Origin of the sequence: Paenibacillus sp. FSL H8-0283, from assembly GCF_045040675.1 — a bacterium.
In the GTDB taxonomy this organism is placed as follows: Bacteria; Bacillota; Bacilli; order Paenibacillales; family Paenibacillaceae; genus Paenibacillus; species Paenibacillus amylolyticus.
The window spans coordinates 1,352,950-1,373,699 of record NZ_CP150295.1 but is presented as its reverse complement, the minus strand read 5'-3'; the positions used below and the strand labels follow the sequence as shown (position 1 = coordinate 1,373,699).

The window sequence follows — 20,750 nt, the reverse complement described above, 5'->3', positions numbered from 1 at the left end:
CACCACCCATGAATCGACCGGATTGGTTCCAGGCGGAAGAAGCATTACAACAGATCCAAGTCATCGGAAGCGACCGGAATGAGCTCGTGAACATCATCGGCGATGTAGAAGGATTGAATTGCATTGGCACAGGTACGGATGCGGCTGTATTTACGTATGACGGCTTGCCGCAGTATGCCTTCAAGATGTACTCGGATCATGCCTTGGACAAACTCGAAAATGAAAAACAGGTATACGAGCAGCTCAAAGGTCTGCCATACTTCCCTACCTATTACGGCAGCGGCCGGAATGTGCTTGTGATCAGTTTTGAACCCGGGGATACACTGCTGGAATGTTTGGAAAAGGGAATCTCCGTCCCCGAGCAGGTGATGCTCGATGTGGACGCAGCGCGAGAAGCTGTTCGCAGTCGCGGGTTGAACCCTCGCGACATTCATCTGAAAAATGTAATACTTCAGAACGGACGCGGGAAAGTGATTGACGTATCCGAGTATATTCAGGACGGTAATGACAATCGCTGGGAGCATCTCGTCTGGGCTTATCACAACATCTATCCACGGATCAAAGGAACGCCCATATCTCCACGCATGCTGCAAACGATCAAATGGGGATACAATCAGTTCGATCATGCCAACGTCAAAATGGACGACCTCGCCAAGAAAGCCAATCGTCTGTTCTCCAGATTTATGAAATAAGCACGTTGTACACATAGATGATTGTCTTGATATGATTGAATCAAAACCACCCGGATAACAGCCTTGAGTTGGCCTTTATCCGGGTTATTCTTTGTATATGTGCGTATGCGTATAATTATGGTTACGGTAAGCACTTCTGTGTGCTTCCACTTCTGCTTCTGTTTCTACTTCTACTTCTACTCACAATTGCGACTGCGAGTTACTTAAGGTCACAACCTTCGTTATAGACATTTTATTCGAGACTACTGGTAAACTGGCCGTACTCAACCTTCTTTTCTCCCCCGCCCCTGTGAGGGGGTCATGCCCTTGTACTGTTTATATAACTTCGTAAAATAGTTGGCATTGTCGCAGCCGACTCTGGCGGCGATCTCTGTAATGGTCAGACTACTGCCTTGCAATAGTTGCTCTGCCTCACTCATCCTGCAACCGTTCACGTATTCCACAAAGGTACGTCCGGTCAGCTTTTTGAACATTTTGCAGAAGTGATACGCATTTAATCCCACATGACTTGCCGCTTCCGTAACAGACATCTTACCTGTGGGGTCCGCTTCAATCTGTGCAATCAACTGTTTGAAACGTTCGCGGTTTGGAAAATACGATCCGACCGTTTTATCCGGTAGCTGCTGCGGCATAAAGGTTCGCGCAAGCAGGGTGAACAAGGCATGCAACTTGGACTTCACCACGAGCTGATAAGCCGGGGGCTGTAACGCCATTTCCTCCACAGCTTCATTTAACAAAGAATAATAGCCTGTGCAGGCTGTGTTTTCCTCTGCCGGTTTGACCGGAAATCTCACTCTTCCTTCCAAGTACGGCGCGACATATTGCTCATGCACAGGATCATGAGTGAAATCATGGAACAGTGCACGGTTGACCACAACGGAATCATAATGCACATCCCCCTCATCCAGAGCATATCCGACATGTAATGTACCTCCAGGAATGATGATGACCTCACCTGCTCGAACCACATAAGGTTTGCTATCAATATGAAACAGCGCACTGCCCTTGCGCATAATAATCAGCTCAAAATGTTCATGCCAATGCAAATACAAAATGCATTCTTCAGCTTTCATATCTGAACACCGATTTTGGAACAGCTGAAATGGATGTGATTTATGGTCAATTCGGGTATTTTCGTGAAGCGCTTTCAGATCCAGCACGACTTCTTCCCCCTCTTCACAAGATCCGACTATTATTACACAAGATTGTTTAGAGCCATCCCGTTAATCCACGGCTATAATGAGTGTGTCACGAAGTACTATAAGCCAATATTGGAGTGAAATACAACCATGAATAAATCATTACGCATCGGTACCCTTGTAGGCGGGCAGGACGCCGTCCGCGTTATCCCGCAGATCATGCAACATGGCTTCGAATCATTTAACCTGACCTTCTGGCAAACAACTGGTGACCTGGACTTGGCAGAGACAGCCAAACGTGTCCGTGAAATCGTGGACGAACAAGGTATTGTCATCTCCGCGGTGAGTGTATTTGGTAACCCGCTAACTGGAGCCGGAGACAACGCCGATACACTGGCAAGCTGGGAGCGGGTTATCGATAATGCACAGCTCTTCGGTGCAGATATCGTCTCCGGGTTCACCGGACGTCTGACCGATCAACCCATTAACGAGTCCATCCCCCGTTTCAAGGAAGTATTTGGTGAACTGGCACGCCGGGCAGCAGACCGGGGTGTACGGATTGCTTTTGAAAACTGTGATATGGGAGGCACCTGGCAGACAGGCGACTGGAACATCGCACATAATCCAACGGCCTGGGAGATGATGTTTGATGCTGTTCCGGATGAAAATGTAGGCCTGGAGTGGGAGCCTTGCCATCAAATGTCCAGCCTGATCGATCCTATTCCACAGCTACGCAAATGGGCTCACAAAGTCTTCCACGTACATGGCAAAGATGCCACGATTGCCTGGGATATTGTCAAAAAATATGGCGTGCATGGCCCACGTGAATTTGTCTGGCACCGCACACCCGGCTTCGGAGATAACAACTGGGCTGACATTATCACCATTCTGCGTCAAAACGGTTATCAGGGCACGATTGATATTGAAGGCTGGCATGATCCCGTCTACAAAGACGAACTCGAAATGACCGGACAGGTGCATGCATTGCGATATTTGAAACAATGCCGCGGCGGCGATTTTGTGCCCAATCCGGTATAGGAAACCATGCGAGGCTGTATAACACAATCCATGCAAAGGAGATGAGAACATGACTCATCCTTATCGGGTAATTATTGCTGGCTGCGGTGCCATGGCAAACACGTGGGCGGACTATGCCTTGCAAAGGCCAGATACAGTAATCGTCGGACTGGTCGATCTGTATGAACAGACAGCCCTTGCTTTTGCTACAAGACATGGCCTCACCTGCCCCACGTTCACCGATATCCGTGAAGCCATTCAAACGACTGGTGCAAATATCGTATTCGATGTCACGATTCCGGCGAGTCATTACGGCATTGCCATGACAGCCTTGAAGGAAGGATGTCACGTGTTTGGCGAGAAACCACTGGCAGAGTCCTTCTCCGACTGCACAGATATTGTGCAAACCGCTCGCAGCACAGGACACATTCAAGCCGTCATGCAGAATCGCCGTTTTGATCCGCGTATCCGCGCCTACCAGCACCTCATTTCCGGCGGAGCTATAGGGCAGGTAGGTTACGCAGGAGCCGACTTTTTCCTCGGGCCACACTTCGGTGGATTCCGTGATCTGATGGATAGTCCGCTACTGCTCGATATGGCGATACATACGTTTGATCAGGCACGGTATATTCTCGGAGCCAACCCAGTATCGGTGTACTGCCATGAGTTCAACCCTCCAGGTTCCTGGTATCAGGGCAATGCGATGGCGTTATGTATATTTGAGATGTCTGACGGGTCCGTATTCAACTATCGCGGATCTTGGTGCGCAGAAGGTGTACCCACATCATGGGAAGCAAGCTGGCGCGTAATCGGTGAAAAAGGAACCGCCATCTGGGATGGTCATGATGACATCTATGCTGAAGTAGTTGCTGCGCAAAGCCTGGATGCTGACGGCAAACCATCCTTTTTCCAGCCAAGTGAGCGGATTGAAGCGGAACTGCCTGTCATGGACAAAACAGGTCATCACGGCTGTCTCGAAGATATGTTCGCCGCACTGGAATCCGGACGATTACCTGAGACCGATTGCAGTGATAACCAGTTCAGCATGGCCATGGTTCTCGCTTCTCTGGAAAGCGCCCGCACAGGCCAGAAAGTGTTCATCGCCGATCTACTAAAAAACACATAGCGAAGCGCCTGTGTTTTTCAATTAAAGAAAGCCCAAACTGCAAAGTTCAGCAGTTTGGGCTTTCTTGTTTTTACCTACTCTCCTATTCTAAAAATGATATCGTTCAAAAACAGTCGCGCTCGATAGTGAAAGTAGTGTAGGGGACGAAATCGATTCTGAAGAAGCAAAGCGTTCGCCTAAAAGCTTTCTGAAAGAAAGCTGCATCGGAAGCATACGCTTATCACCGGATTTCGACTTTACAAAAGTCGATCAGGAAATCCGGAGATAACAGCGATCAAAAGAACGATTCGTAACCGGAACGGCTGCTTCACGAGCAGTGAGCAATTTTTTTGGAACTTTCATCATTTTAAAGAATTCCTTTTTTCATTGCCTTATACACCAACTGCGAGAACAGGCTGTTGGACCAGGCAAACCATGGTCTGGTGAACGTGTTTGGATCATCGGCGTGGAAACCCTCATGCATATATCCAGTACCTGCATCCGTGTTCTCCAGTAGTTCAATCATCGCCAGTATTTCCTCGTCATTGTCTGCAGTCAGACCCTGCATGGATAGCGCCATGTGCCAGATATATCCCGGAGGGGTATGAGGGCTACCAATACCTTTGGCTACCCGCCCTTCATAATAAAACGGATTTTCCTTACTTAAAATGAATCGCCGTGTGTTCTGATACACCCTGTCTTCAATCGAAGCATACTCCATATACGGTATAGACATCAGTCCAGGTGTGCCCGCATCATCCATCAGACAAAAGTTGCCGTAACCGTCCGTCTCATAAGCATAGATCTGCCCATACTCTGGATGACGGTATGTACCGTACAGAGAAATACCGTGTCGTATCTCTTCTTCCAAACGAGCCATTTGACTCACCAGCTGCTCATCCCGGAACACCCACTTCGCGATCTCCCCCATCTGGCGCAAGGTTACCGCAGCAAACATGTTCACCGGAATATTATAATGAAAATCACAGGCATCATCACTCGGACGAAATCCGGACCAGATCATCCCCGTATAATTCACAGGCATACCCAATCCTTCATTACGCAGCGTATCATGGGCGGGACAATTGCGCCGCATGAACCGGTAAGATGAACGCTCTTCGTGATGCTGCTCCGTCTCCCATAGTTGTACGATATTCTCCATCACTTTCTTGAAATGCTCATCGAATATATCCGTAAGTTCCGTCTCCCGCCAATATGTATAAGCCAGCTTCATGGAGAAACAAAGAGAATCCAATTCAAACTTCCGTTCCCACACCCAAGGTGACATCTCCGTCTCATCATTGGCATCCCAATGCCATCCATTCGCTGTTTCATTGAACGCATTGGCATAGATATCCATATCAGCGTAGAACGTATGACGTTTGATCAGGCCTCCGATAATACGTTGCAACTTCTCATCATCCTTCGCAAGTGGAACATAATGCATGACCTGCTCTACGGAATCCCTTAACCACATGGCGGGAATATCCCCTGTAATCACAAAGGTTGTCCCATCCTCCAGTAGCTTCGTGGTCGTTTCCAGTGTATTCGGAAAACAATTGCGAAACTGAGTCAGCAATCTCGGTCGATGTTGCAAACGCTCGTCCGCCTCAGTCAGAATATCCTGCACAGCTTGCGGCAATTCCAGATGCGGCATAGGGATTTTCGGTAATCTGAACTGTTCCATGGATGTTGTCTCCTTTGAATTGAAGTTTAGCAAATTGGTTTAGATTAAGCCTAACACTCTCACACTATTGTTATTTTTGTTATGATAATTTATAATAACATTATTATTTGTAAGTGTACTGTGTCAGAAGATGATCGTCAAATGAAGGAGTAATGATATGTCACGCAAAGTATCCATTCAGACGCTGGCTGACCAGCTCGGATTATCCAAATATGCCGTCTCCCGCGCACTCAGTGGCAAGACGGGTGTCAGTGAAGCAACACGCGCACGGGTACTGGAACTCGCTCGGGCTTTAGGATATCGCCAAAGTACTCCGGGTGCTAACAATAGTCCTGCTACTGCAAACCATGCAGATCCGTCCGATCCACCGTTTGCTCTCATATGCATGAATCAGCTCAACCGCGGTGAACCTCACTACTGGCAACGTGTTCTGTCAGGCATGATCTCCGCCTGTAATGAGCGTGGTTGGCATCATGCCATTGTATCTCCCTCACTCGGAGTGACGGACGAGAACACCTCTCCCGAAAAAGCTATTGCTCCTCACTTGGACTGGGAACGTTGTGCCGGGATTATTGTCATGGGGGCTTTCCCTCATACGGTTCTGCAACGACTCTCTCAGACGGGTCGGCCTATTATTTTGGTAGATCATCAGGAACCCCTGCTGAATTGTGATACGATCAGCCATGATAATCTGGAAGCTGGCATCACCGTGGCTAGATATCTAATGTCTATGAATTGCCGAAGGATCGGCCTTATCACAGATGATGGGCGTGCTGCAAGCTTCGCGCAGCGGAAGATCGGGATTGAGTTGGCTTTGAACCATTTCCATGTGGACACCAGTCATACGACCAGCTTCAGAGAATGGAATATTCCGTATGAGAACGGGGAATGGGTTAACCAGCTGGCTACCACCATTCAAAACATGCCAGATGACAAACGTCCCGATGCCTGGATTGGTGTTAATGATGATATTGCCTTGCAATGGATGCACAAATTACAGGAGATCGGTATCTCTACACCTAAAGATTGTCTTGTCATCGGTATCGACAATGTACACTCTGCGGTTACGTCCTCCCCGCCCCTGACCACAGTTAATCTGTGTAAAGAGGAACTTGGACAGCGTGCCGTTGAAGCTTTACAACGCCGGATCGAACGCCCGGGAACGCCGAAAGAGACGGTTATGTTATCGACTACGTTGATTCCAAGGGAATCGGCATAATTCGGAAAGGGTAACCGCTCATTTCTGAAGATGGTTTCGTTAGGTACTTGCTGTCCCATAAGTCTGGTGCATACAAAAGAGGCCCCGCATATTATGCAGGGCCTTTTTCGTATATTAGGCTTATATCCTTATATTCCTGTACATTCACACTCAAATCTGTTGATCCATCTACCCATCCTTATATCATCCATTCGAAGCTTCATTTACTTCATGTCTAAGAATTGTACTAGTGGTTATTTCAGCCAAGGCAGGCTACTGTACGACGGAAGATCCACTTCCCAATTTACATCACGGAACTCTTTATCGACCACCTCACGTTTTAAGGTGAATTTTGTACCGTTATCTTTGTAAAAACCCTGAATGATCAATTGCAGTTTATCGGTAACATATTCACCATTATTATTGGGCTGATTTGGATAACCAACCACTTCAACAGGATATTCTGTCCCTTGTGAATCTACCGCTATCCAGCGATCGCCATGGAAAGCGTTTCGAAACGTCCCTGTTCCACTCAGAACAAGGGAATATCCTTTATTCACATCACTCTTGTGAAGGTTATATGATTGTGGAACAGGATTATAATTAAAATCATCAAATTGAAGCTTATCACCAAACTGCTCGAATTTTACAAAGGTATGAAATGCAGTGTCCTTACGCCTCTTCTCCAGATCAACTTCCACTGATTTCTCTTCCTTCACCGGAATAGTGTAGCCATCTAGGACAAAGCGAATGTTCTTGGCATCTAGCGATACTACAGACGGATCCCATGTATCTGACAATTTCAACGCTCCATCATTTCTCAATTCACGCTGATCATGGAGCCGAAACTTGGGTTCACGTGCACCTGGTCTATAACCGTTGAAAATTCGATATTCATTTGTTTCAGGAATCTCAAGATGGTAGATGATACTCATATAGCTCGCCCAATTCTCATCAACTTTGGCACGAAGCTGATCATCCAAACTCACATCCATATCAAGCCGAGTTCCGTTAGGAGTTCGAACAAGCTGTGTCATATCGAGCTTCAGCCCTTCTGGCGTGGTATATGTGTTATCCATAGAATTTTCAACAGCCAATGATTTAGCTTTGGTCATATCAACGCTGAATCCAAAACTCCAATCCACTGTAACGTCTCTTTCCTCATATGACTCTGTCACAAAATTATAGAACAACCCTACTTTTAAATGTCCTAATTCTCCACGCACGAGCACCTGATCAGGGATATCTTTGTGAAACTGAAATACAAATTTGTCAAGAGAGCCACTGCTTATTCTGGTATCCCTTGCAAGGGTCGCAACCTCTCTTCCTGTTTCATCAGTGACATGGATTCTTCCCATTTCAGGATATAAAATTGACATTCCGGTTCCATCAGGTGCTGTTTGTTGCAGCCTCATTACAATCTGAGAACGATCCACCAGCACATCTTCAATCTTGAGCTTGTATCCTTGATCTTCAATAAGTAAATTCGGATTCACCACTAGTCCATGAGGTTTAAGACGTTTGTAATCATCAGCCAAACTGGAATAGCGTAGCGCTTCCGGCACGGAAATATTAGGCAGTGGAACAATATCTACAGCGCTCACTACCGGCTGCTCGGGTGTACTTGTGCGATCCCAAGCCAGCCATGTACATCCTCCGAAAAGGAGCACAGCCGCAGCCACAATCCCCGTACGGTATATCCATCTTGTTTTAGGCACCTTTCTCGAGAATGGATGCTCAGCTTCTCCACTTTCCATGGACACGCCATCCAGCTTCTGCATGATTTTAAGCGTAAAATCTGCGTCCGGCTCCTCACGGTACAGGTGCTCCTCCCATAACCGATCTTCATCCCTTGAAATAGGCTTCATACGTAGCTAAACCTCCTTTGCGTTCCATTTGCTTCCTCAGCGTTTTTTTTCCGCGATAAAGGGCGTTGCGCACTTTGGTTGAACTCATGCCTGTAATGTCTGCAATCTCTTCATAGCTCAACTCGTTTGTGTACTTCAGTAATAACACCAGGCGATACGATTCAGGTAACTGTTCGAGCTGTCGATATATTTCACGCTGCATCTCTTTATGCAGCACACGCTTTTCAGGTGTTTCATTACTGACAGGTTCGATCCCCTGATCGACCGGAGACATGACGGGTTTCTTTTCCCGTATAAAATCCCGCATCCGATTCACCGCAATGGTATACACCCACGACGAGAAACTGCTTCCCTCCCGCCGCGAAGGGAGATAACGATAGATGCGAATAAACGTATCCTGAGCGAGATCCTGTGCATCCGGATGACTCGCGCCCATTCCGCGCATGATGCCGTAGACTTTATTTTTATATCGATCCACTAGCACGGAGAACAACTGCTTATCCCCTGCAACAATACGCTGAATAAGCTCCTCCTCCGGTATCTGTTGATTCATGTAATCCCCCTTCTCTACAGCTTCCATGCATGGTTCTGTACTATATAGACGGAAGCCGTTCCCGAAACCTCTCACTTTATCCAAAAAAAAGAATTCGCCCTTATCGGCAAAGCCGACTGGGTGAACTCTGCATACCTACATTCTGTGATTGCCGCTGCACATTCTCTGCAGGTTTCGTGAGTAATTTTCTGGAACCCCGAATCCACATTCCGTGGCAGTATATTCTTGCTATCTTGCTATCTTGCTATCTTTCTCTCCTGCCTTACTTGCCTCTTAATCTTCCCTGTTCTTCTCCGCAACAAAATCAGCAAGCTGGGAATAGATCGCCACAATCTCATCCATCGACATGCGCACGAGTCCACTGGACGATGGGGCGACGAACTCCTGAATTTCCTTGACGACCGGGTCGTCTTGGAATCCCCATTGCACTTTGGCGCGCTTGCTGTACTGGGTGTATACACCTTTTCCGACAAAACAAGCGATGTCCGGTCGGTATTTATCCAACTTTTGCCGTAAAATCTGTCGTCCTTCTGCGTACTCTTCCTTCGTAATATCCTCCATACCTCTGGTGGGACGGGCCACAATATTCGTGAATCCATATCCCAGCTTCAGCAACTCTCCATCCTCCTGTGCATCGTATAAACGCGGGGTTAATCCCGACCGTTCAAGGATGCGCCAGAACCGGTTTCCTTTGTAAGCATAATGATGACCCGTCTCTCCAGACGTAATGCTCGGATTGAAACCAATAAACAATATCGATAAACCAACATCCAGATGATCTGGAATCATGATGGGAAGCCCCCTTATCTTTTTTAGCTAATTACATCTTTCGTGTGTGTATAAAATGATATAATAAGCAAAGCATTTTCGAAATCGGATTGAAATTTTCATGAAAAAGGAAGCTGAACTAATGATTGCAGACATCATGCTTGAAGTCGTCCTGCCCGTCTTTCTCTTGATCGCCGTCGGTTCCTGGATGCAAAAGGTGTTCAAGCTGGACTTGTACACCCTCGCCAAAATCAATTTCTATTGTATTACCCCCGCAGCCGTCTTTATGAGCATGTACCACTCGGATATGTCGGGCGAACTGCTTGGGACAGTGACACTCTTTTACGCGATATATGTATTGATTCTCTATATTGTAGGTTCTGTATTTGCGCGCTCGCTTCGGATGAATAAAGGCATGAAGGCTGCCTTCAACAACAGTATTATGCTGGATAACGCAGGCAACTATGGACTGCCCATCAATGCACTGGTATTCCGCGGCGATCCACTCGCCTCTTCCATTCAGGCGCTGGTCATGTCTTTGCAGGCATTACTGACATTCACCTACGGCGTGTTGTCCATTCAGGGCGCGAAGCTCAAAGGAAATTACCGTGCGGTGATTATTGGATTTCTTAAAATGCCCGTTCCGTATGCGCTCTTGCTGGGGATTCTGTTACACATGTGGAAGGTTCCCTTGCCTACGTTCCTGTCCATGCCACTGACCTATGCGCAGCAAAGTATGGTTGCCGTGGCGCTGCTGACGCTCGGAGCACAGATTGTAAAATATCCAATTCAACTGTACCGTCTTGATGTGTATATTAGCACATTTTTGCGTCTTCTGATTGGCCCGGCTATCGGGATTTCAATTGTGCTACTGCTTGGGTTGGAAGGTATCGCTGCACAGGCACTTATTATCGCTTCCGGTATGCCGACGGGTGTCAACGCATCCATTCTCGCAGAAGAATACGATAACGAACCCGATTTTGCAGCCCAGACGGTGCTAATCTCAACGTTGCTTAATATCATCACGATAACAGCACTGATTTCTTATGCCAAAACGTTCTGAAATGAAAAATAAGTCCATGACCCATGAGCAGGGTTGTGGACTTATTTTTGCGGTGCTGAAACTATGTTTCAAACGTCGTTCGTTCCGGGAACTTGCCGCCTTCCCTGAATAAACATCGTACCAGTCGCTGCGCAGCTCGGTTAAAGAAAAAACTCGGACTTACCCCATCCACCTGGACAGGTTCCAGTTCCCTCACACTTTCCTTGATCTTATTCATCTCAATGAGCCCCATCTTTCGCTCATTCGGTCCGAATCGATAAATAACCTTCTCATCGTCCTCCGTCTGTTTCACCAGCAGAATCACGGATGCCATACAGGTTACCCCCTATCGTTACGTTATGAGATTCCATTAATCACTTGCTTACTATAATTATTACCCAGATTCTAGTGGAAGGATATAGGACTTAAGTTAGTTATACCTAAATTAAATATCCTGATATAAAGATTCTCTGGAATGAGTCGTTAGGCTCACAAACACCGTGTTCACACTATCCTAATGGATAGTCACTGTCATGAAAGTGCGTACTGCCCAAGTCGTTTTTCTCCGTTCATACTAACGTTATCTGGAATTTCCAAAGGAGAGAAATATATGTCTACAGCTCAAATATATAGCCACGGTGTCCCGTGGGAAGAAGCATTTAGCGTTGCTCAGGGATACAGTGTTAACGGTACGATCTACATTGCAGGACAATTTTCACATGATATGCAGGGAACGTTTATTGGTGTCGATGATATTGAAGCACAGGTTCGCCAGACATTGAATAACTTGGATCGCGTGCTCGCAGGATTTAACGTGACCAAGTCGAACATTGCTGAACTGGAGATTTTTTTGGCTCACCCGCAGGAGCATCTTGAGCCATGTGTTGCTGTGTATAAAGAGTATATTGGTACTCATCGTCCGGCTGTTACGATGGTTGGGACATCGGGTCTGGCCTTCCCTCATCAACTGATTGAGATTCGAGCCGTTGCTCATACCAACTGATTCGGAAAATCCCTAACGCTCCGCACTAAGAAAAACGACCTGATAAATTACTCACTATAACGAAGTTCATACACACACAAAAAAGCAGGTCGGATAAACTCCGAACCTGCTTCATCATTTATTTTTTTTATTTAACAATTTACAAACGCGGGTCTACTCGCTCTGACTCCAGCGAAAGCGTCGCCAGCACGCATTCATGAATTCGTTCCACTGGCTCTCTGCGTATAAAGCGCTCGATCCCCTCCATGCCCAAAGCACTCTCCATTAAGGCGTGACGTTCTTTTTTGGACGTTTTGCGTTTACGAAGCCGGGACAGATTCTCGGGTGCCAGGTAATCCATACCATAGATGATGTGCAAATATGCACGTCCTCGTACTTTAATCGCAGGCTGGATGATTTTGTTGTTATTCCAGGCGCGAAACGTTTCTGGTTTAATCACAATCCCCTCATGTCCTTCCGCCGTAATCTCATCCCACCAACGAATGACATCCGCTTCATCTGCCTCACTTGCGATCACGCGATATTCCGTCTCCATCATCAAGGTCGACATCCGGGCGAACTCACGGTTTTGTTCCATATGCCATTCATGTGTTTGCTCCCAAAATGCTCCCGTGCTATGTGCAAGTGTATGGAACGGCGCAATCCGAATGTCCCCGATATCATCCACATCCCAGCAGTATTTCTGGAATACATCGCGGAACGTTTGGGAATTAGTGAGTTTACCTACTGTTTCCTGCAACCACTCCTCTACGTTACGACCTGCTGCTTGAGCTTCGCGCAGTTTGTCCAGCACCGTAGAGCGATCCATCATGGAGGCTTCAGCCACATGTGCATATTGTGAAGCAATTAGCTCACGCGCCTTTAGATTCCAAGGTACAATCTCCGCATCGAGCAATACAAACTCCGTCTGATGACGCTCAAAATAACCGTCTACTGTCAAGTCCGCATGTAATCTGGAAAGCACATCTTGCTCTGTCGAAGGGTCAAAAAAGGATCGGCCCGTCCGGGTTACAATGTTCCCCAACATCGGCCTACCCACTCGCTGCACCGCAGCTTGCTCATCCCGGAAAAGAAGCAAAATGGCCCGGCTGCCCATGTGTTTCTTCTCGGCAACCATACGGGTAACGCCCTGTGAGCGATAATAATGGAATGCATCCTGTGGATGCTCCAGATATCCCTCTACAGAACAGACACCCGGCGGCGGACTCATCGTAGGCGGGATGTAAATCAGTTCTTCCAGCGGTACAGTATAATGGGAAAACGTATCAATTGCCGTCTTCGCCACCTCACCGTGCACAAACACATCAAGTTTGGATGCTGTCTGAACCGTGAAACCCTCCTTGAACTTACGTATGTTGGGCGGAGCAAAACGCCGCTGTTCCCAGCGCTTTAATGGACTATCCGGATCCTTCGCATAATCCTGCTTCGCCGGAACACTGACTGCCTCACGTTCTGGCATTCGCCAAGCAGTGAGCATGCCACCAAAAACGACACCTTGATCAATGTTGACCGTATCATTCACAATCGTAGGATATGGACGGGGATCATGTCCCCAGATGATGCATTCACCCGAATTGTGATCCACGTACCAATCCTTGCGCACAGGCCGACCCTGCTCATCCGTACCCTCCACATCGCCATATCGGCAGTAATCCTGAATGCGTTTGGACTGTTTTCCGATAAAATGATCTCGAATTCCCGCGTGTGCTACAACCACCTGTCTTACCCCGTTCCGGGAAAAGACCAGATGAGATGGTGCATCAAGCAGAAATGCCCTAAGCTCTGCACGTACTCGCTTTGCTGTCTCTTGGCCTTGCTCCCGCTCAAACTGTAGCAGTTCCATCTCCACCCGTTCGTCACCATGACTCAACGTAACGTCACGACCATCCAGATAACGCGCGATCTTCCAGCCGTGATTACTGTCAATCATGTAGGCAAGCTCGGCGGCACAATGTCGTTGCCAGAACAACAGGCATTTTAACGATTCTGGCCCACGGCTCGTTACGTCACCAACGGAGACTAATCTGCGTCCTTCGGGGTGACGGTACAGACCAGTTCCATCCTCGTCCACATACCCTAGACGGACGATTAATTCCATCATTTCATCGTAACAACCATGAATATCTCCGATGATATCAATACCTGTACCCATATCAATCACCAGCGGATTGGATGTGCGGACAAATGTAATCTCATCTGGCTGCTTCAGCACATAACTGGCATCAAAGCCATCCTCACGGATTGAGCGCAATGTGCGCTTGAACTGTTGCACCTGTTGTTTCACCCGTTGACGCCCACGCGGATAATCCCGTCGGGCATCACGTTCCAGCAGTTCTTTTTCAGGGATGTCCAGCACCACAGCAATTACAGGCACATGAGCTTTCCTTGCCACCTGAATCAGGCGCTCGCGATCCTCGGGATAGAGATGTGTCGCATCGACCCAGGTCAGCTTGTTCAGACGACAGCGGGTTGCGAGCATCGCTTCCATCGCTTCAAATGCTTTGGCCGATACTTGCTGATACTCCGCATAGATCACATTCGCTTCACTGCGGGGACGTTGTTTCCAATCCACATACTCATCATCTCCAACCATCATGCGGAATTGATCGGATGAGACGGCTTCCGTGCGGCGAATGACACTTTCTGCAACGAGACGATCCAGAAGCGTACTTTTGCCACTGTTGGATGGGCCGACGAGAACGACAATGCCTGCATGGGGTAGACGAACCTCACGTTGTCTTTCCTCCATCCCATTTTTCCGATCCTGCTGTCCTCTGCCCACACCAACTGTTTCGCTAGAACCCGTTTTTCCACTCATGATAGACTCTCCTTTCTCCGTTCAAAAATGACCAGTTGGGTAGGTTGTCCATAGCCTTCCATTTGCTCACCGATACCCTTAATTTCATAGCCATAGTTCCCCTGCTGCGTCCATTCCTCACACCGGGAAGCCAGCTCCGCACGAGTCCATTCAAAGCGATGATCATGGTGACGGAAACTTTCCTGCTCCATTGCATACACTTCGTTATATTCTTTGTTTGGTGTAGTGACCAGCAGCACTTCTGGCTGATAATCGTTCATGATTGTATCCATAATTCCGTTCAGACGATATTCCTCGATATGCTCAACCACTTCGCACAGAATCATAACGTCCTGGTTTTGCATCTGCTCGTCAAAATAAAACAGTGAACCGATGATTGGCTCCGGCATAGCCACCACTCCTGAACGACCCTCCAGCTTAGCAAAGCGCTCCATGGCCCGGAGCCGCGACTGACCGGAAGGTTCAACGGCCAGAATTGCCTCCACACCGGGAATGTACGCCAAACGGGCAGACAGCTTGCCTTCACCCGCTCCCATATCAACAATCTTCCGTTTGACTGGCAACGCTGCAATCACATCTGTAATCGCACGATAACGCAACTCGTTTAGCCGCACAGGAGGTTCAGATTGTTCAGATTGCCCGCCATCTCCTCCAGCTGTACCTGTATCTACATCAGCAATCTTTGCATCACCATCTTCTATCTCTGTATCTGCATCTGTACCTTCACCTGGACCTCTAGAATCTGCATTCAGTTGCTTCTCATCGCTATCGGACTCGGACCCCAGGTACTCTTGTTCTCCTTCTTCCTGATGCCCTGCTTTATTCTCCTGAATAATCGCTTCCGAGGTGTCGCCTATTCCTCTCTCCTGTCCAAAGGACACAGTCAAAGCACCCTCTTGACGCTCATACTGCCGAATCAGTTCGGTAAAACGTAGCGTACGCTTCACTATGAGTTCTTTCAGTGGATGAGCATCCAGCCACCCTTCACCATAACGTTTGATTTTATCGATCTCATCTTCACTGATGAAATAATGTTTGTAATTATCCAGCACTGGAATCAGTAGAAAAAGCTGACGCAGTGCATGTTGTACCGTATTACGTCCACGCAGGATGATATGGCGAACCGTGCTTTTATTTTTCAGATCAAATGAATACGATAGTTCTCCACGCTCCACCGAAACGGCGTATCCTAATGGCGAGAATAATTCTTCCACAACTCGATCCGGCAGATCGGAAGCCACTGGGCCAAAGGTCAGTTCCAACTCGAAAGCATGCCCTACCCATTGCACATAGTCTTCCTTGGGCTTACCATTCAAGGCCGTCCCTAGCGCCCCACGTATGTAGGAGCAGAACAAGCTGCTGGTCACGAACTCACGATCATTGATATATTGCGTTATGTCATATCCATCAGGTGTACCTCTGACCAGATCCACAGGATCAGGCTCGGCATGAATTAGTACTTCTGTTTCGTTCTCTGTAGTTGTGGTGTACACCATTCTTACATGCACGCCTTTGTCTACGCGGTCATATATATTCAGCGGATTCTTCGCTAACAAATGGGATACAACCCCCGCGTCAGCGCCGCTTGCTTTCAAGATCAGATGCATCAGTTCTCCTCCTTATATATAAAAAATGTCGTCACGCACTAGTGCGTTTCTTGCAAACCTGCTGAAAGCCCAAGCATTCTTAAACGTCCCGGAGCCAGAGCAGCACAAGTGCATGATGGAGCGCTAACGAATCGCCGGCGTCTTATTTCATGATGAGAAGCACCCCCGGAAACCTAACGATCCCAAGTCACGCTATATGGGGTTAAACCGCCTTTTTCCAGCCTTTCATCCAACTTTTTCGGACAATAACGTGTCCCATGGAGCTAGAATAAAAAGTGGACACCCGTTAACGGACGGAAGGATAATAAGACTAACGGAGGTGTCCACATGGGAGAACAGCGGCAACGATATAACGAAGAATTCAAAAAACAAACGGTCAAATTCATTCAAGAGCAGACGAAGACACTTGGAGATTTGGCAGAAGAACTCAACATTCCAAAAAGTACGTTGCACCAATGGATGAGTAAGTACCGCGAACTAAAACATGAGCCTGTTGCCAGCGTAGATCGAGTGAAGGAACTGGAAGCAGAGCTTCAAGAGATGCGCCGGTTGCTTCAAGAGAAAGATCACACGCTTGCGGATACACAAGAAGAACTGGCGATTGTAAAAAAAGCAGTGCACATCTTCAGCAAACCAAAGAGCTAAGATTTCAGTTTGTGGAAGATCATCGCTCCGAGTTTTCTTTGGAGAAGATGTGCAGAACCTTTCAAGTATCACGGAGCGGATATTACAAATGGCGAATGGACCGAACCAGCATGCGGCAGAACCGTAAAGACGAGGTCATGAAGCGTATTCGCTATCATTTTTACGACCACCAGATGCGGTGTGGAAGCCCTAAAATTACGTATCTGCTCCATTTAGAAGGGCTGCGAATCTCTTCACGTACCGTCAGTATATACATGCGTCAAATGAATCTACGTTCTGTGGTCATGCCCAAATATCGCGTTCAGACGACGGATTCCAAACACGACCATCCCCTTGCGCCAAATACGCTGAATCAGCAATTTAAAACGTCCAAACCGAATAAGGTATGGGTTACCGACATCACCTACATTCCTTGCCGAGGAGGTCGTCTATATCTCGCCAGCGTTCTGGATTTGTGCACACGTGAAATTGTAGGCTGGCGTCTATATAACCATATGGAAACCAGTTTGGTGATGGGTGCACTGGAGGAAGCTTATAAGGCCAAACGCCCCGCTCGGGGATTACTCCATCACTCAGATCGCGGCTCTCAATACACGTCAAAAGAATACGTGGAGCAACTAAAATCATACGGAATGGAATCAAGCATGAGCCGCCGAGGAAACTGTTATGATAACGCCTGTATTGAGTCATGGCACAGTATTTTAAAGAAGGAACTCATTTACTGCAACCCTCGTTTTAAGACGCCGGAAGAGGCTTATACTGCCATCTACCAGTACATTGAGTTCTATTACAACCGCAAGCGAATGCATGGCGCACTAGGGTATCTTTCCCCTGCTCGTTTTGCGATGAATTTTACGGACAAATCCGCAGCGTAGTGTCTACTTTTTTGACATAGGTCCACCATGTTCCTTACATTTTAAAAAGGCACCCTGGAGGCCACATAAGACGTCCTGTGTTCCTTGGAACATACTCTCCCTAGCAATTCGTCACAATCAGCCAGCCAACCCGAACTTTAAAACGTTCGGGACGCGGACATCATCACGGGATCGCTCGCACCCTGGTTAGAAGAAACTCCCTAGTTGTTCGCCCCACACCTCTTGCAATGCAAAACGGAAAATCCGGTCCAATTCTTCAAATTGAATAATCTGCTCATTCTCCATCTGGCCAGCCAGTCGTTCAAAATGCTCGATCTTCTCCGCCAAAAAAGCTTGTATTGCTGGCAACTGCGGCTCCAGATCCAGTTCCTCGCCCGCCTTTTTCCGGCGTAGTAACTCATGAATCTCCGTATATAGCGGTGTAGTCGCAGGTACAAGTTCTTGAACCAGCTTTTCAAATGCCATCGGTGGCATCGCATCATAACGTTCGATCCAGCCACAAGCCAGTAAGGGGCGAAGAACATAGAAATACTTTTTAATCCTCACTCGCTCACCTTGCAAATAGTCGCGGAAGTTCCCCTTTGCCATATTGAGATAATGATACATACAGGACTTGGGCGAGAAGGTCAACGGTGACAGCGCACGGATATGCTGTGCCACGTTATACTGTTCATCATACTGAATGGGGGATTGCAGCCACTCCAAGAGTGGTGGATTTGATTTGCGAAACAGCTTCAACGCTTTACGCAGATCCCAACCATTGATATCGAGCTGGTCACTGATTGGGCGTTCAATAACATCCCTTTTATCCTCAATCGACAAGTACCACTCCAGCGGTCTCACATACAGGAAACGCACATCATAATCACTATCCTGTGAAGGAAATCCCCAGGCTCGACTGCCCGATTCACAGGCATAGATAATCCTTACCTGCTCCTCCTGTTCAATTTGCTTCAGCTGTTGTCTAATCGTATCTCTCATTTCTTCATGAACGTAGCTCATGGTCAGCCGCCTCCAAATCCCCTCAATTAAATCTCTATCCCTCTCACCCGGTTCGCGAGTGTATCATATCCTGCCACAGTCTCGGCAATATACGTCAATACCGTTTCACTCCAACCGTAGATGTAAAAGGTTTTTCCATCCCGTGGCGGTACCATTGCCTGCTGATAAGGTGCTATATCCACAATAAATGCCTTCAGCTCCGGATTCATCATCCGCCGATATCGCTCAAGCTCAGCATATAACGGGCTGCCTTCATTCTGCTGTTCATCGGTGATCATAATGATCTGATCCACTTTTTCTCCGATATCCCGTAGTTCCCGCACTGGTCGACCGGTGTCTGTTCCACCTTGTGCGCGAATACGGTGAGCTTGGGAAAGGATGCTCTCATCCATCTTGGGACGAGCGTCCTCAACCATATGGTCGAATAACCAGAACAGTGCGTTACCTCTTGTTTGCTTATAAAGCGCCAGTGCCAGCACCGAACCAATCCGTAAATAATCCCCTTGCATGGAACCGGAACGATCTAGGAAAATAGCCGTTCTTCCCGGCAGCGTTGGTAGGTTGCCAATGGATATCTCTACCGCTTGTCGCAAAGCATCCCGCAGCTCTTCCCTCGCAATCATTTCATATGCACTGGCGAATCGGAATGGTAAGATGCGCGACTTACGCAGGGCTTCTGCATCCGTTAGACGACCTGTTACGTAATCGATATTTTTCGATTTATCAAAAACACCTGCCCGATCCATTGCATTCAGATGGCGCAGCAACGCAAAAGTCGGCATTTGTGACATTAACGCCTCCCACACTGTACGTGTCGGTTGCATGATCGAGGTGACCACCGAATAAGGGAGTTTACCTTTCTCGATCAGATGCATCCGACTTGCCGGGTTTGGGGTAGCTTTCAGCTTTTCAAGCGCCTGCAACTGCGGAAGTTCCGTAAGATCCACCTCATGCCCGCGCAAATAACGGAATAAGGCTTGTTGCTTCGTATCTATCGGCTTGGGATGTGCTGTAGCGATCATATCGCCCAGACTGTATCCACGCCCACGCCCGTTGTATTTGATGGCCCAATATTCAGTAATGCCGTTCAAAAACCGACTCACCTGACGCTTCACCGCTCGGCCGCCCTGTCCCCGACCAGTTCCTCTGAGAATGGTCAGAAAATCGGCCAAGTCAGCCGGTGTCTGTACCACCTTGGAGAATACCTTCGCAAACTGATCCGGGTCCACTTTGGACAGCAGTGCCAGCCCGTATAGAGGCTGTAACCGCATCAAACCTTCATTACGAGCATAGACCAGCGCCCGCGCCATAAACCCTGCATCGACCTCAGCCATCTCCTGATGACTGACCATCGCATCGTCCATCAGTTGCTGGGTATCTGTATAAAACGTATTGTTCAATGTATTGGTCATCAACATCTGTATATATTGTTCCTCCACCAATCGCTCATAGGCTCCATAACCCCCATGATTACGTGTCGTTGGCTGAGGTTGATTAAATAATTGTTTCGCTCTGCTCATCACTCATGACCTCCCGGTGTGAGTCTATTTGCTGTTCTTTCATAATAAAATGTTCCGAGGAAAAAGGTGGGAAGGTATAATACCCGCTCTACCGCTGAGCTACACCGCCATGAACGGCGGCGATTGGATTCGAACCAACGACCTGGTCGATTAACAGTCGAAGTAACCCTCCCTGGCGCCTCGGAACCTTAATTCACAGCGCTTGTTGCTG

At 47.8% G+C, this 20,750-nt stretch carries 18 protein-coding genes; 8 read left to right on the top strand and 10 right to left on the bottom strand.

All coding sequences use genetic code 11. The features are described 5' to 3' along the window. Nucleotides 1–8 precede the first annotated feature (8 nt). Nucleotides 9–692, top strand: a complete 684-nt coding sequence (locus MHI52_RS06145) for a serine/threonine protein kinase (protein WP_127547147.1) — start codon at nt 9–11, stop codon at nt 690–692. 263 nt (nt 693–955) lie between these two features. On the opposite strand, the gene MHI52_RS06140 is transcribed toward MHI52_RS06145, so the two are convergent. Continuing rightward, nucleotides 956–1,852, bottom strand: a complete 897-nt coding sequence (locus tag MHI52_RS06140) for an AraC family transcriptional regulator (protein WP_036606463.1) — start codon at nt 1,850–1,852, stop codon at nt 956–958. 129 nt (nt 1,853–1,981) lie between these two features. Here MHI52_RS06140 and MHI52_RS06135 point away from each other — a divergent pair, with 129 nt between their 5' ends. Then, nucleotides 1,982–2,869, top strand: a complete 888-nt coding sequence (locus MHI52_RS06135) for a sugar phosphate isomerase/epimerase family protein (protein ID WP_405158676.1) — start codon at nt 1,982–1,984, stop codon at nt 2,867–2,869. Nucleotides 2,870–2,918: 49 nt separating this feature from the next. Beyond that, nucleotides 2,919–3,974, top strand: a complete 1,056-nt coding sequence (locus tag MHI52_RS06130) for a Gfo/Idh/MocA family protein (protein WP_405158675.1) — start codon at nt 2,919–2,921, stop codon at nt 3,972–3,974. 346 nt (nt 3,975–4,320) lie between these two features. Here the strand turns inward: MHI52_RS06130 and MHI52_RS06125 are convergent, their stop codons facing one another. Further along, nucleotides 4,321–5,640 (bottom strand): glycoside hydrolase family 125 protein, encoded by a 1,320-nt coding sequence (locus MHI52_RS06125; protein ID WP_127547155.1) that lies wholly within the window; start codon nt 5,638–5,640, stop codon nt 4,321–4,323. A gap of 157 nt (nt 5,641–5,797) precedes the next feature. Between MHI52_RS06125 and MHI52_RS06120 the strand changes: the two genes are divergently transcribed. Next, the gene (locus MHI52_RS06120; protein WP_340983269.1) at nt 5,798–6,859 is read left to right on the top strand and encodes a LacI family DNA-binding transcriptional regulator; all 1,062 of its coding nucleotides are present in this window, start codon (nt 5,798–5,800) and stop codon (nt 6,857–6,859) included. Between the two features lie 233 nt (nt 6,860–7,092). Here the strand turns inward: MHI52_RS06120 and MHI52_RS06115 are convergent, their stop codons facing one another. The 3 genes from MHI52_RS06115 to MHI52_RS06105 form a co-directional block, all read right to left on the bottom strand. After that, nucleotides 7,093–8,706 (bottom strand): DUF4179 domain-containing protein, encoded by a 1,614-nt coding sequence (locus MHI52_RS06115; RefSeq protein WP_340983270.1) that lies wholly within the window; start codon nt 8,704–8,706, stop codon nt 7,093–7,095. Continuing rightward, a complete protein-coding gene (locus MHI52_RS06110) occupies nt 8,684–9,259 on the bottom strand; it encodes an RNA polymerase sigma factor (RefSeq protein WP_036606450.1) in 576 nt (191 codons plus the stop codon). The genes MHI52_RS06115 and MHI52_RS06110 overlap by 23 nt, the downstream gene beginning before the upstream one ends. Before the next feature lie 273 nt (nt 9,260–9,532). Further along, nucleotides 9,533–10,048 (bottom strand): mismatch-specific DNA-glycosylase, encoded by a 516-nt coding sequence (locus MHI52_RS06105; protein WP_405158674.1) that lies wholly within the window; start codon nt 10,046–10,048, stop codon nt 9,533–9,535. Between the two features lie 121 nt (nt 10,049–10,169). Here MHI52_RS06105 and MHI52_RS06100 point away from each other — a divergent pair, with 121 nt between their 5' ends. Then, nucleotides 10,170–11,090, top strand: coding sequence for an AEC family transporter (locus MHI52_RS06100; RefSeq protein ID WP_017690279.1), 921 nt, complete (start codon nt 10,170–10,172; stop codon nt 11,088–11,090). A 61-nt stretch (nt 11,091–11,151) separates the two neighbouring features. Here the strand turns inward: MHI52_RS06100 and MHI52_RS06095 are convergent, their stop codons facing one another. Next, complete coding sequence (locus tag MHI52_RS06095) at nt 11,152–11,403, bottom strand: hypothetical protein (RefSeq protein ID WP_091015650.1); 252 nt, start codon at nt 11,401–11,403, stop codon at nt 11,152–11,154. A gap of 276 nt (nt 11,404–11,679) precedes the next feature. Between MHI52_RS06095 and MHI52_RS06090 the strand changes: the two genes are divergently transcribed. Continuing rightward, on the top strand, nt 11,680–12,072 hold the full coding sequence (locus MHI52_RS06090) for a RidA family protein (protein ID WP_405158673.1): 393 nt from the start codon (nt 11,680–11,682) through the stop codon (nt 12,070–12,072). Between the two features lie 139 nt (nt 12,073–12,211). Here MHI52_RS06090 and MHI52_RS06085 read toward each other — a convergent pair whose 3' ends face one another. Together MHI52_RS06085 and MHI52_RS06080 are read right to left on the bottom strand one after the other, a co-directional pair. Continuing rightward, a complete protein-coding gene (locus tag MHI52_RS06085; RefSeq protein WP_405159362.1) occupies nt 12,212–14,821 on the bottom strand; it encodes a polynucleotide kinase-phosphatase in 2,610 nt (869 codons plus the stop codon). Nucleotides 14,822–14,886: 65 nt separating this feature from the next. Then, nucleotides 14,887–16,497: a 3' terminal RNA ribose 2'-O-methyltransferase Hen1 gene (locus tag MHI52_RS06080; RefSeq protein ID WP_405158672.1), complete on the bottom strand. Its 1,611-nt coding sequence runs from the start codon at nt 16,495–16,497 to the stop codon at nt 14,887–14,889. 327 nt (nt 16,498–16,824) lie between these two features. Here MHI52_RS06080 and MHI52_RS06075 point away from each other — a divergent pair, with 327 nt between their 5' ends. Together MHI52_RS06075 and MHI52_RS06070 are read left to right on the top strand one after the other, a co-directional pair. Next, complete coding sequence (locus tag MHI52_RS06075) at nt 16,825–17,142, top strand: transposase (protein WP_074094933.1); 318 nt, start codon at nt 16,825–16,827, stop codon at nt 17,140–17,142. A gap of 11 nt (nt 17,143–17,153) precedes the next feature. Then, the gene (locus MHI52_RS06070) at nt 17,154–18,017 is read left to right on the top strand and encodes an IS3 family transposase (RefSeq protein WP_339189383.1); all 864 of its coding nucleotides are present in this window, start codon (nt 17,154–17,156) and stop codon (nt 18,015–18,017) included. Nucleotides 18,018–18,203: 186 nt separating this feature from the next. Here MHI52_RS06070 and MHI52_RS06065 read toward each other — a convergent pair whose 3' ends face one another. Together MHI52_RS06065 and MHI52_RS06060 are read right to left on the bottom strand one after the other, a co-directional pair. Beyond that, entirely contained in the window at nt 18,204–19,019 is an 816-nt protein-coding gene (locus tag MHI52_RS06065) for a nucleotidyltransferase domain-containing protein (protein WP_405158671.1), read from the bottom strand. 26 nt (nt 19,020–19,045) lie between these two features. Then, nucleotides 19,046–20,539, bottom strand: a complete 1,494-nt coding sequence (locus MHI52_RS06060; protein ID WP_405158670.1) for a TROVE domain-containing protein — start codon at nt 20,537–20,539, stop codon at nt 19,046–19,048. Between the last annotated feature and the right edge of the window lie 211 nt (nt 20,540–20,750).

What these genes read in the sequence shown, in the direction of transcription:
- MHI52_RS06145 (WP_127547147.1), top strand. Translation starts at nt 9, where the DNA reads ATGAATCGACCGGATTGGTTCCAGGCGGAAGAAGCATTACAACAGATC.
- MHI52_RS06135 (WP_405158676.1), top strand. Translation starts at nt 1,982, where the DNA reads ATGAATAAATCATTACGCATCGGTACCCTTGTAGGCGGGCAGGACGCC.
- MHI52_RS06130 (WP_405158675.1), top strand. Translation starts at nt 2,919, where the DNA reads ATGACTCATCCTTATCGGGTAATTATTGCTGGCTGCGGTGCCATGGCA.
- MHI52_RS06125 (WP_127547155.1), bottom strand. Translation starts at nt 5,640, where the DNA reads ATGGAACAGTTCAGATTACCGAAAATCCCTATGCCGCATCTGGAATTG.
- MHI52_RS06120 (WP_340983269.1), top strand. Translation starts at nt 5,798, where the DNA reads ATGTCACGCAAAGTATCCATTCAGACGCTGGCTGACCAGCTCGGATTA.
- MHI52_RS06115 (WP_340983270.1), bottom strand. Translation starts at nt 8,706, where the DNA reads ATGAAGCCTATTTCAAGGGATGAAGATCGGTTATGGGAGGAGCACCTG.
- MHI52_RS06110 (WP_036606450.1), bottom strand. Translation starts at nt 9,259, where the DNA reads ATGAATCAACAGATACCGGAGGAGGAGCTTATTCAGCGTATTGTTGCA.
- MHI52_RS06105 (WP_405158674.1), bottom strand. Translation starts at nt 10,048, where the DNA reads ATGATTCCAGATCATCTGGATGTTGGTTTATCGATATTGTTTATTGGT.
- MHI52_RS06100 (WP_017690279.1), top strand. Translation starts at nt 10,170, where the DNA reads ATGATTGCAGACATCATGCTTGAAGTCGTCCTGCCCGTCTTTCTCTTG.
- MHI52_RS06095 (WP_091015650.1), bottom strand. Translation starts at nt 11,403, where the DNA reads ATGGCATCCGTGATTCTGCTGGTGAAACAGACGGAGGACGATGAGAAG.
- MHI52_RS06090 (WP_405158673.1), top strand. Translation starts at nt 11,680, where the DNA reads ATGTCTACAGCTCAAATATATAGCCACGGTGTCCCGTGGGAAGAAGCA.
- MHI52_RS06085 (WP_405159362.1), bottom strand. Translation starts at nt 14,821, where the DNA reads ATGGAGGAAAGACAACGTGAGGTTCGTCTACCCCATGCAGGCATTGTC.
- MHI52_RS06080 (WP_405158672.1), bottom strand. Translation starts at nt 16,497, where the DNA reads ATGCATCTGATCTTGAAAGCAAGCGGCGCTGACGCGGGGGTTGTATCC.
- MHI52_RS06075 (WP_074094933.1), top strand. Translation starts at nt 16,825, where the DNA reads ATGGGAGAACAGCGGCAACGATATAACGAAGAATTCAAAAAACAAACG.
- MHI52_RS06065 (WP_405158671.1), bottom strand. Translation starts at nt 19,019, where the DNA reads ATGAGCTACGTTCATGAAGAAATGAGAGATACGATTAGACAACAGCTG.
- MHI52_RS06060 (WP_405158670.1), bottom strand. Translation starts at nt 20,539, where the DNA reads ATGAGCAGAGCGAAACAATTATTTAATCAACCTCAGCCAACGACACGT.